Origin of the sequence: Mesorhizobium sp. CA12 (genome assembly GCF_020165255.1) — a bacterium.
Lineage (GTDB): Bacteria > Pseudomonadota > Alphaproteobacteria > Rhizobiales > Rhizobiaceae > Mesorhizobium.
On record NZ_JAIUHT010000003.1, the window covers coordinates 266,191 to 281,690 of the forward strand.

The 15,500-nt window shown below is 65.3% G+C and carries 12 protein-coding genes and 1 riboswitch; of the genes, 6 read left to right on the forward strand and 6 right to left on the reverse strand.

What is annotated here, in order from left to right; translation table 11 throughout:
- The first annotated feature begins 114 nt into the window (after positions 1 to 114).
- Positions 115 to 2,256 (forward strand): caspase family protein, encoded by a 2,142-nt coding sequence (locus LB520_RS07815; RefSeq protein WP_224637059.1) that lies wholly within the window; start codon positions 115 to 117, stop codon positions 2,254 to 2,256.
- 169 nt (positions 2,257 to 2,425) lie between these two features.
- Here the strand turns inward: LB520_RS07815 and LB520_RS07820 are convergent, their stop codons facing one another.
- The 4 genes from LB520_RS07820 to thiB all read right to left on the reverse strand — a co-directional run bounded on the left by LB520_RS07820 (position 2,426) and on the right by thiB (position 7,696).
- Positions 2,426 to 3,892, reverse strand: a complete 1,467-nt coding sequence (locus tag LB520_RS07820) for a M48 family metalloprotease (RefSeq protein WP_224637060.1) — start codon at positions 3,890 to 3,892, stop codon at positions 2,426 to 2,428.
- Between the two features lie 153 nt (positions 3,893 to 4,045).
- Positions 4,046 to 4,834, reverse strand: coding sequence for a thiamine ABC transporter ATP-binding protein (gene thiQ / locus LB520_RS07825; RefSeq protein WP_224637061.1), 789 nt, complete (start codon positions 4,832 to 4,834; stop codon positions 4,046 to 4,048).
- Positions 4,831 to 6,453, reverse strand: coding sequence for a thiamine/thiamine pyrophosphate ABC transporter permease (gene thiP, locus LB520_RS07830; RefSeq protein ID WP_224637062.1), 1,623 nt, complete (start codon positions 6,451 to 6,453; stop codon positions 4,831 to 4,833). Before thiP ends, thiQ begins: the two co-directional genes overlap by 4 nt.
- Before the next feature lie 232 nt (positions 6,454 to 6,685).
- A complete protein-coding gene (gene thiB / locus LB520_RS07835; RefSeq protein WP_224637063.1) occupies positions 6,686 to 7,696 on the reverse strand; it encodes a thiamine ABC transporter substrate binding subunit in 1,011 nt (336 codons plus the stop codon).
- A gap of 45 nt (positions 7,697 to 7,741) precedes the next feature.
- Positions 7,742 to 7,847, reverse strand: a riboswitch (TPP riboswitch).
- A gap of 135 nt (positions 7,848 to 7,982) precedes the next feature.
- Between thiB and LB520_RS07840 the strand changes: the two genes are divergently transcribed.
- Genes LB520_RS07840 through LB520_RS07855 form a run of 4 tightly spaced genes read left to right on the forward strand, consistent with a single transcriptional unit; the run spans position 7,983 to position 11,040 of the window.
- The gene (locus tag LB520_RS07840; RefSeq protein WP_224527976.1) at positions 7,983 to 8,627 is read left to right on the forward strand and encodes a thiamine diphosphokinase; all 645 of its coding nucleotides are present in this window, start codon (positions 7,983 to 7,985) and stop codon (positions 8,625 to 8,627) included.
- Between the two features lies 1 nt (position 8,628).
- Complete coding sequence (locus tag LB520_RS07845; RefSeq protein ID WP_224637064.1) at positions 8,629 to 10,443, forward strand: ABC-F family ATP-binding cassette domain-containing protein; 1,815 nt, start codon at positions 8,629 to 8,631, stop codon at positions 10,441 to 10,443.
- 55 nt (positions 10,444 to 10,498) lie between these two features.
- Complete coding sequence (locus LB520_RS07850) at positions 10,499 to 10,741, forward strand: type II toxin-antitoxin system CcdA family antitoxin (protein WP_224637065.1); 243 nt, start codon at positions 10,499 to 10,501, stop codon at positions 10,739 to 10,741.
- Positions 10,741 to 11,040, forward strand: a complete 300-nt coding sequence (locus tag LB520_RS07855) for a CcdB family protein (protein WP_095767294.1) — start codon at positions 10,741 to 10,743, stop codon at positions 11,038 to 11,040. The genes LB520_RS07850 and LB520_RS07855 overlap by 1 nt, the downstream gene beginning before the upstream one ends.
- A 32-nt stretch (positions 11,041 to 11,072) precedes the next feature.
- On the opposite strand, the gene LB520_RS07860 is transcribed toward LB520_RS07855, so the two are convergent.
- Both LB520_RS07860 and LB520_RS07865 read right to left on the reverse strand, forming a co-directional pair.
- Complete coding sequence (locus LB520_RS07860) at positions 11,073 to 12,893, reverse strand: hypothetical protein (RefSeq protein ID WP_224637066.1); 1,821 nt, start codon at positions 12,891 to 12,893, stop codon at positions 11,073 to 11,075.
- Between the two features lie 69 nt (positions 12,894 to 12,962).
- Positions 12,963 to 14,261 carry an adenylosuccinate synthase gene (locus LB520_RS07865; protein ID WP_224637068.1) on the reverse strand — a complete coding sequence of 433 codons (1,299 nt, stop codon included), beginning with the start codon at positions 14,259 to 14,261 and terminating at the stop codon, positions 12,963 to 12,965.
- Positions 14,262 to 14,583: 322 nt separating this feature from the next.
- Between LB520_RS07865 and LB520_RS07870 the strand changes: the two genes are divergently transcribed.
- On the forward strand, positions 14,584 to 15,483 hold the full coding sequence (locus LB520_RS07870) for a DMT family transporter (protein ID WP_224549297.1): 900 nt from the start codon (positions 14,584 to 14,586) through the stop codon (positions 15,481 to 15,483).
- Positions 15,484 to 15,500: the final 17 nt, after the last annotated feature.

Sequence of the window (15,500 nt, forward strand, 5' to 3'; positions counted from 1 at the left end):
GTCATCGGGGCCATTTTTCCTCGGTAATAACTAGGATTGTGAGCTCTTTAATAGACTGTTGCGCCGCAATCGGCTTTTTGACTCCTCCAGATCACACCACATGGGGGATTTGCCATGCTGCGATGCTGCGCGCTGATTGCACTCTTGATCCTCGTGGGTCTCACGACGTTTCAAGCGCATGCCGAGCGAAGGGTTGCCCTTGTGATCGGCAATTCGCAATACCGCGAAATCCCGACGCTCAAGAACCCGGACAAGGACGCAGAAAACGTGTCGAGGACATTCCGGCTGGCCGGCTTCGAGGTGTTCGCCGCCAAGGACCTGACCAAGCTTCAGTTCGAAGAGCGGTTCCGCAACTATCTGGCGGCGGCGGACGGCGCCGATCTGGCGGTCATCTATTATTCGGGACACGGCTTCCAGATCGGCGGAGAGAATTTCCTGATTCCGGTCGATGCGTCGCTGAAAGATGCGGCCGACATGGAGGTCCAGGCCATCAAGGTCGACGACATATTGCGGCAGCTGCGCTCGAGATCGAAAGTCCAGATGATCATCCTCGACGCTTGCCGCAACGATCCTTTCCCGCGCAAGGACTATTGGCTGCGCGATCAGTTGATCGTCGCCGGCGGCGGCGGTCTTGCGCAGGTAACGGGTTCGCAGAACACGCTGATTGCCTTTGCCACCGAGCCGGGGGCGGTCGCCTATGACGGGTCCGGCGACCTCAGCCCGTTTTCGTCGTCCTTCTCCCGCCGTGCGCTGACGCCGGACCAGGAGATACGGTCGGTGATGGCGGCCGTCCGCCGCGACGTGGTCAAGGCCACCAACGGCAAGCAGGTTCCGTGGGAAAACTCCTCGCTGATCGACGACGTCGTGCTGATGCGCCGGGCGGAGGAACCAGCGCCATCGCCCGATACGCAACAGAACGAGCAGGTGGCGGAGCGCGGAATCCAAGTCGCCGATGCCGCCGAAGCGATTGGAAGTCTCGATATCCGTGTCCCGCTCGGCGTCGGTCCGGTTCCGCTGAAACTGGAGCTTCCGGCCAAGGATGCCTCTATCAGCCTTAAGCTTGCGAGCTACCCGGCGGCCGGCACGCTGTCCCTGCCCGATCGTGTCCTTTCGCCGCAATCGAGGTTGACGGCCGCCGAGGTCGACAAACTGCGCTACGAGCCGCAGATCGGCTCGGTCGCGCCCGTCGAAGTTGGCATCGAGATCCGCGCGGGCAGCGCCGCGAAGCGATCGACTATGCAACTCTCGCCGAGCGTCGACCCTTGCGACCAAGCCGCCGGCGAGCCGCTCGACCTGCAGGGCGTTGTCTCGGGCCGCTTGCCGAACGAGATCGGCGGCGGAGCTGTCGAAGCTTGCGAGGCAGCGGTGAAGTCCTATCCCGACATTGCGCGCTTCCGCTACGAGTTGGGGCGGGCACTGCTGGCGTCGGGCCGGATTGACGAAGCCAGGAATGTGATCCAGGAGGCGGCCGATAAGGGGCACGTCCGTGCCGTGTACGAGCTCGGCTACATCGCCGCATCCGGAATGAGCGCGGCTCCGGATTTGACCAAAGCCAACAGTCTCTATGCGCAGGCGTCGGACAAGGGAGATCCCTACGGCATGACTGCCTTGGGGCGCGCTTTGTTCGACGGTGTCGGCGTCCAGCGCGACACCGGCAAGGGACTGGACCTGCTGCTCCAGGCGGCGGCGATGGGGCATGTCGATGCCACCAAGGACCTTGCGATGATCTTCAAGGAAGGCCGCAACGGCGTGCCCGCCGACCCGGCCCGCGCCTTGGCTTTCCTCCGAGCCGGCATCGACCGGCAGGAGGCTTATTCGATGGCCATTCTCGGTCTCTCGCCCAAGCGAAGCGAAAAGACGGTCCCGGTGTGCAAGCCCAAGGTGGTGACCAAAGTGGTCACGAAGATAAAGGTGGTCCGTACCCCCGCGCCAAAAGCGCCGCCACCGGTCACCAAGATACCGGCCAAGCGCATACCGAACGGCACCGGATCGGCATCTTGGCGTGGCAATGGCGGCGATCACCCCGAGCCCCGCGGCGGCGGATCTGACAGCGGCAGCACCGACGGTGACAGCACCGGCAGCACCGACTCCGGCAGCACCGACACTGGCAGCACCGGCAGCACTGACTCCGGCAGCACCGACACTGGCAGTCCCGGCAGCACCGACTCCGGCAGCACCGACACTGGCAGCACCGGCAGCACTGATTCCGGCGGCACTGATACTGGCAGCACCGGCGGCTCTGACGGGATCAGATAGCAGCAGCGATGGCGTGGACGCAGCCAGCCGAACGGCAGCGTCGAGAGAGCATGATCCCGATAAGTGGGAACCGGTTTCGGATGACATCATGCTCCAACAAGGATCGTGCTGGCGATTCAACGAAACGCCATCACCATCAAGCGGAAGCCGCCGGAAAGGGGCGTCGGGATTATTTGTCGGTGACGATCTTGACCTTGTCGCCGGACGACACAGTCGCGCCCGGCGACATGGCGTTGAGCACCCGGAACAGATCGAGCTTGCGGTCGACGCCGACCATCTGCGCGGCGAGCGAGCCCATGGTCTGGCCGGCCTGGACGGTGACGACCCTGATATGCAGCGGCTTCAGCGCCGCCTTCTCGGCTGGGCTCAGCACGCGGAAGGAACCGCTGACCGAGCGCGCCACCGGGTCCAGCGAAGTGCTGGCCGAGGGCGCGGCCGTCAGCAGCCTGTAGACCTGGCCGCCGGCGCGGATCACCGCGATGTCGAACTGCCAGCCTTGCGCGCTGGCATGCGCCGTCGCCGCATCGTTGCCGTTGATCGTGTCCCGGCGCACGCTGGCGTCTTCCAGCCCCGCTACCCAGCCGCTGCGGATGTAATCGGTGAGCGACACGGACTTGTCGATCGCCACGCCGTCGAAGCGGATGGCGATGTCGCCCGGCCCGGTCGCGGTCACGGCGGCCGCCGAATTGTCGATGACAAAGCCGTCCGGCACGGTAAACGAGACGCCGAGATTGGGATGCATGAAGGTCTGGCCGCGCACATAGCCTTCTTCCGGCGTGTCGCCGTAAAGCAGGCCGTCTATGCCGGCCAGAAATGCGTCGCGGTCGCGCGTGCCGACGCCGGGCGGGCCGAAATTGCGCGCCAGCCGCTGCGCCAGCTCGATACGCTGCGGCGTGTTCGGGTGCGTCGCCAGGAAGTCGAGGCTGGCGTCGGTGGCGCCGCTCACCGAGCGGAAATCCGTATAGGCCGACATCGACTGCAGGAAGCGGCCGGCGGCATAGGGATCATAGCCCGCCTCGCCGATCGACTTGATGCCGATGGCGTCGGCCTGCAGTTCCTGGTTGCGCGAGAATTGCGCGAGCCTGAGCTTGCCGCGGATCAGTGCCGCCTTGGCGGTCGGGCTGTCGCCGAGCACATCGGAAACCACCTTGGTCGCCAGGCCCTCCTCGGCTTCGAGCTGCTGCCGCTGCAGGCCGTGATTCGCGGTGACGTGCCCCATCTCATGCGCGATGACGGCGGCAAGCTCGGAGGAATCGTTGGCCAGCGCCAGCAGGCCCCGCGTCACATAGAGATAGCCGCCCGGCAGCGCGAAGGCGTTGACATTGGGCGAGTTGAGGATGGTTATGCGATAGGTCTGGGTCGGGTTGGCCGACACCACCGTCAGATTGCCGACGACCTTGGCCACCATGCGTTCGAGCTTTGGGTCGGAATATTCGCCGCCATAGGTGGCGAGAATCCGCGGGTGCTGCGCCTTCGCCATCTCTGCGAGCTTGGCGTTGGCCACGACATTGTCGACGGTGATCGGCTTGTCGGAAGGTTGGAAGCCGCTCTCCTGCACGTCCGGCGGCGTGAACATCTGGCAGCTCGCCAGCACGGCGACGCTCGCCAGCGCGAGAAATCGTGCCAGCGGCTTCATCCACACCTTGTCAGCGCCGCTCGACAGGTCGGCTTCCTTTCCAAATCTTTCGGCAAATCACGGCCCATCCGGACCAGCATGGCCGGACCTAGCCATACTCCCCCGGACAAGGCAAGGAAACGCCGGATCGCCCATTGCCGGTTTGGCCATAAATTATGTCCGCTTCCGGGCAACATGTTGTGATCCGGCAACGGTGCCGCCTCGATCGCCGATATAGCGTCTGAATGCATCCGGTCCAGACCGATCGAAGAAATCCTCGGCCGGCCCGGCTGCCGCGATCGTGCCTTCGTAGAGAAATGCCACGTCCTGCCCGATGCGGCGCGCATCTTCCGGCTGATGCGTGACGAACAACACCGTCATTTCGCGCTCGGCATGAATGCCAGCCACAAGGTCCAGCATATCGTCGCGCAGCGCCGGGCCGAGCGACGCGAAAGGTTCGTCGAGCAGCAAAACGGGCCGGTCGCGCAGCAGCACGCGCGCCAGCGCCACGCGCTGCCGCTCGCCGCCGGACAGCTCGCGCGGCAGCCGCTTTTCCTTGCCGGCAAGACCAACCCGCGCCAGCGCCTCGGCGACGTCGGCGCGATCGGCGTCGCCGAGTTTCAGCGACGGCGAGCGGCCGAGCCCGACATTGGCTTCGACGGAAAGATGCGCAAACAAATTGTTTTCCTGGAACACCATCGACACCGGCCGCGTCGAAGGCGGCGTGTTTCCGAGACCGACGCCGCCGATCAGGACCTTGCCCGCATCGGGCACTTCGAAGCCGGCTATCAGATTGAGCAGCGTCGACTTGCCGGAACCGCTCGGCCCCATGATGGCGGTGATCCTGCCGGCCGCGAATTCGGCATCGAAGCGAAACGAAGACTCGCCATAGCTGAACGAGACGCCATTCAGCGCGACGGCGAGGCCCTTTTGCGCGGCGGTGCCGTCGATGGTCGTCGTCATGACTTTCCTTCCCGCCCCAGCCAGTCCGCGGCGACCACCAGCATCAGGCAGACGAGGCCGAGCAGCAAGGCAAGTCCCGCAGCGTCGGCTGTCCTGTAGCTGCTCATGCGCGCCAAAAGCAGATAGGGCAAGGTCTGCACGGAATCGCTGCCGAACAGCGCGATCACGCCGAGATCGCCGAGCGACAGCGCAATGGCGAAGGCGAAGCCGGTGGCCAAGGGCCGCCTCAGCGACGGCCAGTCGATCAGGCTGAGCCGGTTCCAGCCGGCTATGCCGAGCGCCAGGCAAAGCCGCTCATGGCGTTCGCTCGCCGCGTCATAGGCCGGGCGAATCGCGCGGATGGCGAAGGGCATCGCCATCACCGCGTTGACGGCGACGACCATGACCGGCGCGATGGCAAAGACATCGGTGACGTGGCGCAGCGCCAGGAACCAGCCGGCGCCGAGCACGATCGGCGGCACGACGAGCACGAAGCCGGCGCCGGTGTCGGCGGCATATTCGAGCAGGCCCATGGCCCCGCCTGCTCGGCGCCGCAGGGCCAGCGCGCGCCGTGCCGCGATCAGCGCCAGCGACAGCGTCACGCTGAGAAGCGCTGCAAGCAGGGCAAGGCCCGCGCTGGTGAGGGTGGCGCGGCGCACCGCTTCCTCGCCTGCCAGCCGGCCGAGATCGGCCTCCAGGCCTGAAAGCAGCGTCGCCGCCATCGGTCCGGCAACGAACAGCAGGGTAAGCGCGATGAGGCCGGCATTCAGCACGGTTTCGAGCGGGCCCGCGGAAAGGTAGCGGCGCGGCGCGACCGGCAGATTGGCATCACCGACCGTGTTGGCGCCGAGCCGCGTGAGTGCTGCGACCACGACGAAGGTGAGCGCGATCTGAAGAAACGTCAGTGTTACGGCCCGCGTAGGATCGAAATCGAAGCGCAGCGCCTGGTAGATGGCCACTTCCAGTGTCGTCGCGGCCGGACCGCCGCCGAGCGTCAGCACGATGGTGAAGGAGGTGATGCAGAGCATGAAGACCAACCCGGCAATCCCCGGCAGGGCCGCGCGCAGCACCGGCCATTCGATCAGCCGGAAGGCCGGCCAGGCACCCATGCCGAGCTGGCTCGCCAGCCGCCACTGGTCGGCGGGAACGGTGCCCAGCGCCTCGAGGAACAGGCGCGTCGCCAAGGGCAGGTTGAAGAAGACATGAGCGACAAGGATGCCGGAGAGGCCGTAGATCCCCGGCCAATCCGCACCGCCAAGTCCGGCGAAGACGCCGGCAAAATATCCGGCCCGACCGTAGAGCGCCAGAATGCCGAGCGCGGCGACGATCGCCGGCAAGGCCAGCGGCACGGTGAACAATTGCAGGATCAGGCGGCGTCCCTGGAAACTTGGGTGTCTCGACAAGGCGCGCGCCACGAGCAGCGCCGGCGCGACCGACAGCAGCGTCGAGAGAGCCGCCTGCCACAGCGTGAAGCGGGCGACGCGCAGGAGATAATTGTCGAAGGCGGCGGCAGCGCCGGAGAGATCGTGCGCGCCTTCGACGGCGAGGCCGGCGAGGGCACCGCCGATGAGGATGGCGATGGCCGCGAGCGCGACGACGCCGGCGGTGATGCGGGAGTCAGGGTGCGCGGCGGCTTGCACGTTGCACCGTGGTGGAATTCAGCAAACGCCGCGTTCCTTCGCGCCCCCCTCTGTCCTGCCGGACATCTCCCCCACAAGGGGGGAGATCAGCAGCGCCCGCGCCTCGCTCATCACTGCAACGTTGCCAGTTGGCGAAACCGCCGATGACGGCCAATCTCCCCCCCTGTGGGGGAGATGTCCGGCAGGACAGAGGGGGGCGCCGTAGAGCGATCATCTTGCGCGAATAGCGTTCCTACTTGCTCATCACCGCCAGCCACTCATCCACCCACGCCTTGCGGTTGGCGGCGACCTCCTGCGGGCTGAACAGCAAGGTCTTGGTCGGCTTCACCAGTCTGTCGAAGGCCGGGTTGAGCGGCTTGTCGGTCTTGGCGGCCGGGAACATCCAGTTGGTTTCCGGAATGACATCCTGGAATTTCGGTCCGGTCATGAAGGCGATGAACTTTTGCGCCAGCGGGTTCTTCGCGCCCGTCGTGGTGATGCCGGCAACCTCGATCTGCAGGTATTCGCCTTCCTCGAACGAGGCGGCCTGGTAGCGCTCGGTGTTCTCGGCCACCATGTGGTAGGCCGGCGAGGTGGTGTAGGAAAGCACCATTGGCGCCTCGCCCTTGGTGAACAGGCCATAGGCCTCGCTCCAGCCCGGCGTCACCGTCAGCACTTTCGATTTCAGCTTGGCCCAGGCTTCCGGCGCCTTGTCGCCATAGACCGATTTCACCCACAAGAGCAGGCCGAGGCCCGGCGTCGAGGTGCGCGGATCCTGGATGACGATCTTGTCCGTGCCGGCGCCTTCGACCAGTTCCTTCAGGCTCTTCGGCGGGACTTTAAGCTTCTGCGTGTCATAGACGACGGCGAAATAGCCGTAGTCGAAAGGCACGAAAGTGTCGTCGCTCCAGCCTCCAGGCACGTCGATGGCGGAGACTTCGCCATGCGGCGCGAACAGTCCGCTCGCCTTGGCGTCGGCGGTGAGATTGGTGTCGAGGCCGAGCACGATGTCGGCCTTGGTGCCGGCGCCTTCGAGCTTGACGCGGTTGAGGAGCGCCACGCCGTCGGCCACCGAGACGAATTCGAGATCGCAGCCGCATTCGGCCTCGAATTCCTTCTTCACCGCCGGGCCGGGGCCCCAATCGGCGGTAAAGCTTTCATAGGTATAGACGGTGAGCTTGTCCTTCGCAGCGGCAGGCGCTACGCCCGCCAGAAGCGAAACAAAGCCGGTTGCGAGAATGAGATGGGACAGTATTGCGCGCATATCGGCGCCTCCTTCGTTCGAGTGACAAGGAATTGAGGCGCCGGATGGTCCGAAACGTCTAATCCCTCCGCCGGTACAAACCGGATCAGGTTCAGCGGGTTGGCTTGATCGCCTCTCAGCCGGATCACGTCCGGCACCCCGTTAGAGCGTTTCGACAGATAGGCCCGGCCGAAGCGGCGCGCAAGCGGAAGTTTGCCGGGCAGCTAATGGTCGCCGGTAGCCTCGCAACAGAAGCGCTGGGCATCCCGCTTCCGTTTCGCCCGACGGGCTGGTAAGGGCGACGGCCATGGGCACATTCACCATCCTGCTTGGCGGCGAGCTTATCCGCACGCCCCGGCTCGAACGCCAGATCGAAGGCTCGCGCGTCATCGCCGCCGATGCCGGCATCGGCCATGCCCGCATGCTTGGACTTGTCCCCGAACTTTGGGTCGGCGATTTCGACTCGGTGCCGGCGAACCTGCCGGATGATCTCGCCGCCGTGCCGCGAAAAGTCTTTCCGGCCGAAAAGGATATGACCGATGGCGAGCTGGCCATAGCGGAAGCGCTTCAGCGTGGCGCCACCAGCCTCGTGCTGGCCGGCGCCTTTGGCGGCAAACGCGCCGACCATGCCTTCCTGCATCTGGCGCTGGCCGTGCGGCTGGCCGAGGCTGGCACGACCGTGCTGCTGACCAGTGGCGCGCAGGAAGGCGCTCCCATCCTGCCCAGCAAGGCCAGCTTCGACTATGACGACGGCACCTTGTTTTCGGTGCTCGGCTTTTCCGACCTGTCCGGCCTGACGGTCACCGGCGCCAAATGGCCGCTCGACCGCGTCGAGGTGGCGTTCGGTTCCTCGCTCACTATATCAAATGAGGTCAAAGGGCAGCTTGGCATCGCGCTGGAGCGCGGCCGGGCCCTGCTTCTGGCCCACCCCTATCCTCTTCCAGAAAGTTGACATGGCGCCGCCACTCCTCAACCTCGACGGCATTAAACTGACTTTCGGCGGCACCCCGCTGCTCGACGGCGCGGCGCTCAGCGCATCCGCCGGCGAGAAGATCGCGCTGGTCGGACGCAACGGCTCGGGCAAGTCGACGCTGCTCAAGATCGCCGCTGGGATGATCGAGCCGCAGGATGGCGAGGTGTTCCGCCAGCCCTCGGCCACGGTCCGCTATCTGCCGCAGATGCCGGACATGGACGGCTTCGCCGACGTGCGCGCCTATGTCGAGGCGGGCCTTGGCCCAGCCGACGATCCGCATCGCGCCACCTATCTGATGGACCATCTTGGCCTGACCGGCGAGGAGCGGCCGAACGACCTGTCCGGCGGCGAGGCGCGCCGCGCCGCCCTTGCCCGCGTCATGGCGCCGGAACCCGACATCCTGCTCCTCGACGAGCCGACCAACCATCTCGACCTTTCGGTGATTGAATGGCTGGAAGAAGAGCTCGCCCGCACCTCCTCCGCGGTGATCCTGATCTCGCATGACCGCCGCTTTCTCGAGCGCGTCACGCGCGCCACTGTCTGGCTGGACCGCGGCCAGACGCGGCGGCTGGACAAGGGCTTTGCGCATTTCGAGGAATGGCGCGACCAGGTGCTGGAAGAGGAAGAGCGCGACCAGCACAAGCTCGGCCGCCAGATCGTGCGCGAGGAACATTGGCTGCGCTATGGCGTGACCGCCAGGCGCAAACGCAACATGCGCCGCCTCGGCGAGTTGCAAACCATGCGCCAGCGCTTCCGCAGCCATCGCGGCGCAGAGGGCACCGCGACGATGGTGGCCAGCGACGCCGCCGAGTCCGGCAAGCTGGTGATCGAGGCCAGGAACATCGACAAGAGCTTTGGCGATCTCACCGTGGTCAAGGGGTTCTCGACCCGCATCCAGCGCGGCGACCGCGTCGGCCTGGTCGGCCCGAACGGCGCCGGCAAGACGACATTGTTGAAGATGCTGACCGGCGAGCTGGCGCCGGATGCCGGCACGGTGCGGCTTGGCGTCAATCTCGAGATTGCGACGCTCGATCAGAAGCGCGAGGCCGTCGATCCGCAGGAGACGCTGGCGCATTACCTCACCGACGGACGCGGCGAGAACCTTGTCGTCAATGGCGAGCAGCGTCATGTCGTCTCCTACATGAAGGATTTCCTGTTTAAGCCGGAGCAGGCCCGCACGCCGGTGCGCGAGCTTTCCGGCGGCGAACGCGCGCGGCTGCTTTTGGCCCGCGTGCTGGCCCGGCCGGCGAACCTTCTGGTGCTGGACGAACCGACCAACGATCTCGACATGGAGACGCTGGAGCTGCTGCAGGAGCTTGTCGCGGGCTTTGCCGGAACCGTGATACTGGTCAGCCACGACCGCGACTTCCTTGACCGCACCGTCACCAGCGTGATCGCGCCGGACGGCGGCGGCCGCTGGATCGAATATGCCGGCGGCTATTCCGACATGCTGGCGCAGCGCGGCGGCTCCAGGCTGGAAGACCGCAAGGCAAGGTCCAAGACCGAGGCGAGCGAGGCTGGACCGAAAGCCGAACCGGCGGCGCCCAAAGGCGCCGCGAAAAAGCTCTCGTTCAAGCAGAAATTCGCACTGGATTCGCTGCCTAAGAAGATCGAAGCGGTGACGGCCTCGATCTCGCGACTGGAGAACAACATCGCCGACCCGTCCTTCTACGAGCGCGACCCGGCCTCGTTCCAGAAGACCATCGCCGCGCTCGACAAGGAGCGCACGACGCTGGCGGCACTCGAGGAAGAGTGGCTGGAATTGGAGATGCTACGCGAAGAGATGGAGGGGTAGGCTTGCCTGCACGTTCTATGCGCTTATATTATGCGCATGGAATAGAGAGGCTGCCGTGCTCCAATCAACTGCGAAACCGCAACGCAAATCGGTAAACACCTCGATCGATTCGAGATTGATCGAGGAGGCCAAGGCATTGGGTATCAACATGTCCCGTGCTGCGGAGCAAGGAATCGCCAAGGCGATTTCTGCCGAGAAGACACGTCGCTGGCAGGAGGAGAACAAGGAAGCGCTCGAAAGCTCTAACGAATACGTCAAGCGTAACGGTCTGCCTTTGGCCAAGTACCGGCTGTTTTGATGGCTCGCTACGATTTCTACCGAAGCACGGGAAGCGACGGTTATCTCCTCGATGTCCAGTCCGACATACTAGAACAGCTCGATACCAACGTCGTCGTTCCCCTTCTGCCCCCCAACATCGCACCGCTGCCGGCACGCAGGCTGAACCCGATCTTCAGGATCGATGGCAAGGAACACGTTATGGTCACTCAGTTCATTTCGGCTGTGACGGCTTCCGAATTGCGGGCGGCAGAAGGAAACCTTGGCAGGCATCATGACGAGATCGTCGCCGCTCTCGACATGCTTTTTCAGGGATTTTGAGCAGCGGCGCCATTGCGCCACCGCTGCTGCCATCACCCCGATGTCTTCGCCGCCCAGGCCTTCAGCGCCTCGTCAAACACCTTCTCGCCGGGGATGCCCTTTTCCATGGTGAGCAGGGCGCGGCGTCCGGTCTTGTAGACCACCGGCACGTCGATCCAGGCCTGGCCTCTCAGCAGCGTCAGGTTGGCGTCCTCGTCGGCCTTGGTGTCGTTGAGCGCGACGAGGAAGAAGCCGTCGGCGATCTTGGCCGGGATGCCGATCAGCGGGCTGCCGGCGTCCTGCTCGGAGCTCTTCATGGCGATGCGCAGGATATTGTCGACGCCGCCGCCATCGAACCCTTCCGGCGTCAGGAAGATCATCTCGATGATGTGGCTGGCGGGCAGTGTCTGGTCGGTGTTGCGCCGGATCGTCATGCGCAGCTGGATATTCTTGCCCGGGATCGTCGCCTCGGCGCGGATCGCCGGTTCCGGCGGCAGGTCGCCGCCGGGCGATTCCTGCACGAGCGACCACACGATGCTGCCAGGCTCAGCTGTGCCCTGCTGCGTGCTGGTGCGCTCCTCATAGAAGATCGCCTTCTGCCCGACTGGCACCGTTGCCTCGGCGGTCGCAGGCGCCGGCGCAGCCGGTGTCGTGCCCGCGGGCGGCGGCGTTGTCGCTGCCGCAGGCGGCGTGGCGCCGGCCGCGGGCGGTGTTGCCGCGTTAGCCGCCGGCGGTGTGGTTCCGGCTGCGGGCGGCGGTGGATTGGCAGCGTCGGTCGCCGGCGCCCCGGCGGCAGGCGTCTCAGGCGTCGGCGTGGCCGGAGCAGGCGTGGCCGGAGCAGGCGGGGTCGTCGCCGGCGTCGCCGGCGGCCGCGAGGTCAGCGCCGCGACGGATTCGCCTTCGCCGATCGTGGGCTGTCCGCCGGCCGGGCCGGGATCCGTCTCCTTGCCCTCGGGCGTCAGGCGTTGCGTGAACTTGTTGGTGTCGGCCGCCTCGCCGCCGCCGGACGCAGCCGGCGCGGCCGCCGTCTCCGTCGCCGGCTTGGCCGGAGCCGGCTTGACCAGCGGCTCTGTCGAGGCCGTCTTGCTGCCACCGCCGCCAAGGCCGAAGAGCGACCCGAACGCATTCTTGTTCAGCCATATGCCGTAGCCGCCGCCGGCCAGCACCAGGAGCGCGACGACGGCGGCGATCAAGCCGCCATAGCTGCGCTTGCGCTTTTGCGGCTGTGGCCGCAGGCGCTGGAAGGTATCGGCCGCCGGCTGCTCGTCATTCGCAAAGACATCGCTGCCGTCATCGGCATCGTCCATGCCCGCCAGGCTTACATCGTCTTCGCGCGGCGACGGCATCGGCGGCGGCGCCTTCTGCCAGGCTGGTTCCGCCTTTGGCGCGGTCTGCCAGTTCGGCTCGGTCCTTGCCGTGTTCTGCCAGACTGGCTCTTCCTTCGCAGGGGTTTGCCGCGCGGGTTCCGCCTTCGGCCCGCTTTGCCAGCTTGGTTCGGTCCTGGCGGGCGCGGGCGACGGCCTGAACGGCTCGGACTTGAACGGATCCGGCTTGGCGGGTTCCGGCGCCGCCGGCTGGCGGGAATGGCTCGACTGGTTCTTGTTGCGGTCGATGGAGGAGAAAATATGCTCCAGCTCCGCCAGCGGATCCTCGGCCGGAACGCTTTTGACATACTCGCGCTCGACACTGGAAATGGCGTCTTCCAGCGAGCGCTTCTGCTTGCTGACGACATCGGGCGCAAGCGGCGGGGAATACTCGGCCAGTTTCTTTGCCAGCACCGCGCGGGCGCCGTCGTATATCTGCTTGCGCATCTCGAACGAAGGGTCGACCTTCTTGTCGAGCTGCTTTTTCAGAACACTAACGAAATCTGCCATGCGTCAGGTGACCTGCATTCTTTTCCCGCCGACCGCAAATCAGCCATAGCGCCGGGAAGGGCTGTGAAACTAGTCTTGAAACGGGTCGGTCACAAGTATTGTGTCGTCCCGCTCGGGGCTGGTGGAGAGCAACGCCACGGGGGCACCGATCAGCTCCTCGATATGGCGGACATATTTGACGGCTTGCGCCGGCAAATCGTTCCAGCTTCTGGCGCCGGCCGTGGTTCCCTTCCAGCCTTCGAGCGTCTCGTAGACGGGCTCGACCCGCGCTTGCGCGCCCTGGCTGGCCGGCAGGTAATCGATCGTCTCGCCGTCGAGGCGATAGCCCGTGCAGACCTTGATCTCGTCGAGCCCGTCGAGCACGTCGAGCTTGGTGAGAGCGATGCCCTTGATGCCGTTGACAGCGACGGCCTGGCGCACCAGCACGGCGTCGAACCAGCCGCAGCGGCGCTTGCGGCCGGTGACGACGCCGAACTCGTGGCCGCGCGTGCCGAGGAACTCGCCGATCTCGTTCTTCTGCTCGGTCGGGAACGGCCCTTCGCCGACGCGCGTCGTGTAGGCCTTGGTGATGCCGAGCACATAGCCGATGACGCCGGGGCCTACGCCCGAACCGGCGGCGGCCTGCCCGGCCACGGTGTTGGACGACGTGACGAAGGGATAGGTGCCGTGGTCGATGTCGAGCAGCGTGCCCTGCGCGCCCTCGAACAGGATGCGTTCGCCGGCGCGACGCCTGTCGTCGAGCACCTTCCAGACGCGGTCCATATAAGGCAGGATCTCGGCGGCCACCGAGGTCAGTTCCTGCATGATCGCCTCATGCGTCGCTTCCGCATGACCGAGCCCGCGGCGCAGCGCATTGTGATGCGTCAGCAACCTGTCGACCTTCAAGGGCAGCGTTTCCAGATCCGCCAAATCCATCACCCGCACCGCGCGCCGGCCCACCTTGTCCTCATAGGCGGGGCCGATGCCGCGTCGTGTCGTGCCAATCTTGGTTCCTGAATTCGAGGCTGCGTCTTCGCGCAATCCGTCCAGCTCCCGGTGCAGGGACAGGATAAGCGCGGTGTTTTCGGCTATTTTCAGGCGTTCCGGCGTGACCTCCACGCCCTGCTCCTTGAGCTTCTTGGCTTCGGCGACGAAGGCGTGGGGGTCGAACACCACGCCGTTGCCGATGATCGAAAGCTTGCCCTTTCTGACCACGCCGGAGGGCAGCAGCGACAGCTTGTAGACCTTGCCGTCGACGACCAGCGTGTGGCCGGCATTGTGGCCGCCCTGGAAGCGCACGACCACATCGGCCCGTTCCGACAGCCAGTCGACGATCTTGCCCTTGCCTTCGTCACCCCATTGCGAGCCGACGACCACCACATTGGCCATGTTCTTTTCCCTTTGAAATGCCGCGCCGGCGGCCTGAAACGACAGGCCTCTATAGCGTCAAGCGGAGGCTGGCGCGACCCTTTCTTTGCCGCCGAAACCATCGTTGGAGCATGACCCGAACCGAAGGTCGGCGAACCCAAAAAGCGGGAACCGGCTTCCGCAAGTGACCATGCCCCTCAAGGACTTGGATCAAAATGACGCCAACGCCGAGACGTCAACCTGGTCCAGGCACAACAAATTCCGGCTTTCGCATCATTTACTTGCCGCCGCCGCCACTCTAGGCCGGGCCGAACCCTCGAGCACCCGCAGGGCCGGAACCTCCATGCACCGAGCCGCCTATCTGTTCCTTCTGTCGACCATGCTCTTGTGGGGCGGCAATTCGGTGGCGGGCAAGCTTGCCGTCGGCCATGTCTCGCCGATGACGCTGGTGTTCCTGCGCTGGGTGATGGCGGTGCTGATCCTGCTGCCCATCGGCTGGCGGACGCTGCGCGAGGATTGGCCCGAAGTGCGCAGGCACTGGAGGCTGCTTGCCGGGCTCGGCGCTTGCGGCTTCACCATCTTCAACGTCATCTTCTACACCGCGCTCAACTACACGACCGCCATCAATGTCTCGATCGAGCAGGCAGCCATCCCGATCGTCATCATCCTTGCCAATTTCGTGCTGTTCAGGCTGCGCGTGCAGCCTCTGCAGATCGTCGGCGTCGTGCTCACCATCGCCGGCGTCGCGCTGACGGCAAGTCATGGCGACCTCGGCCAGCTGCTGAAGCTCGAGCTCAATTTCGGCGACGCCATCATGCTTGTGGCGGTGCTTTGCTACAGCCTCTATTCGGTGGGACTGCGCCTCAGGCCGGCAATCCGCTGGCAAAGTTTCATGCTGGCGCTGTCGATCGCCGCGCTGCTGGTTTCCCTGCCCTTCTTCGTCTGGGAGGTCGCGTCTGGCCGCGTCATCGTGCCGGACGCCCGTGGCTGGGCGCTCACGCTCTACACGGCGCTTGGCGCTTCGGTCGTCTCGCAGGTCCTCTACATCAAGGGCAACGAATTGATCGGCGCCAACCGCGCCGGCCTGTTCATCAATCTGGTGCCGATCTTCGGCACGTTGCTTTCGGTGCTGATCGTCGGCGAGCAGTTTCAGGCGTATCAGGCCTTCGCGCTGGCGCTTGTCCTCGGCGGCATTGCGCTTGCCGAGTACAGCGGCAGCCGAGCAGCGCTGCAGACAGGGTGAATATCTCAACTTCCCGG

What these genes read in the sequence shown, in the direction of transcription:
- LB520_RS07815 (WP_224637059.1), top strand. Translation starts at nt 115, where the DNA reads ATGCTGCGATGCTGCGCGCTGATTGCACTCTTGATCCTCGTGGGTCTC.
- LB520_RS07820 (WP_224637060.1), bottom strand. Translation starts at nt 3,892, where the DNA reads ATGAAGCCGCTGGCACGATTTCTCGCGCTGGCGAGCGTCGCCGTGCTG.
- thiQ (WP_224637061.1), bottom strand. Translation starts at nt 4,834, where the DNA reads ATGACGACGACCATCGACGGCACCGCCGCGCAAAAGGGCCTCGCCGTC.
- thiB (WP_224637063.1), bottom strand. Translation starts at nt 7,696, where the DNA reads ATGCGCGCAATACTGTCCCATCTCATTCTCGCAACCGGCTTTGTTTCG.
- LB520_RS07840 (WP_224527976.1), top strand. Translation starts at nt 7,983, where the DNA reads ATGGGCACATTCACCATCCTGCTTGGCGGCGAGCTTATCCGCACGCCC.
- LB520_RS07845 (WP_224637064.1), top strand. Translation starts at nt 8,629, where the DNA reads ATGGCGCCGCCACTCCTCAACCTCGACGGCATTAAACTGACTTTCGGC.
- LB520_RS07855 (WP_095767294.1), top strand. Translation starts at nt 10,741, where the DNA reads ATGGCTCGCTACGATTTCTACCGAAGCACGGGAAGCGACGGTTATCTC.
- LB520_RS07860 (WP_224637066.1), bottom strand. Translation starts at nt 12,893, where the DNA reads ATGGCAGATTTCGTTAGTGTTCTGAAAAAGCAGCTCGACAAGAAGGTC.
- LB520_RS07865 (WP_224637068.1), bottom strand. Translation starts at nt 14,261, where the DNA reads ATGGCCAATGTGGTGGTCGTCGGCTCGCAATGGGGTGACGAAGGCAAG.
- LB520_RS07870 (WP_224549297.1), top strand. Translation starts at nt 14,584, where the DNA reads ATGCACCGAGCCGCCTATCTGTTCCTTCTGTCGACCATGCTCTTGTGG.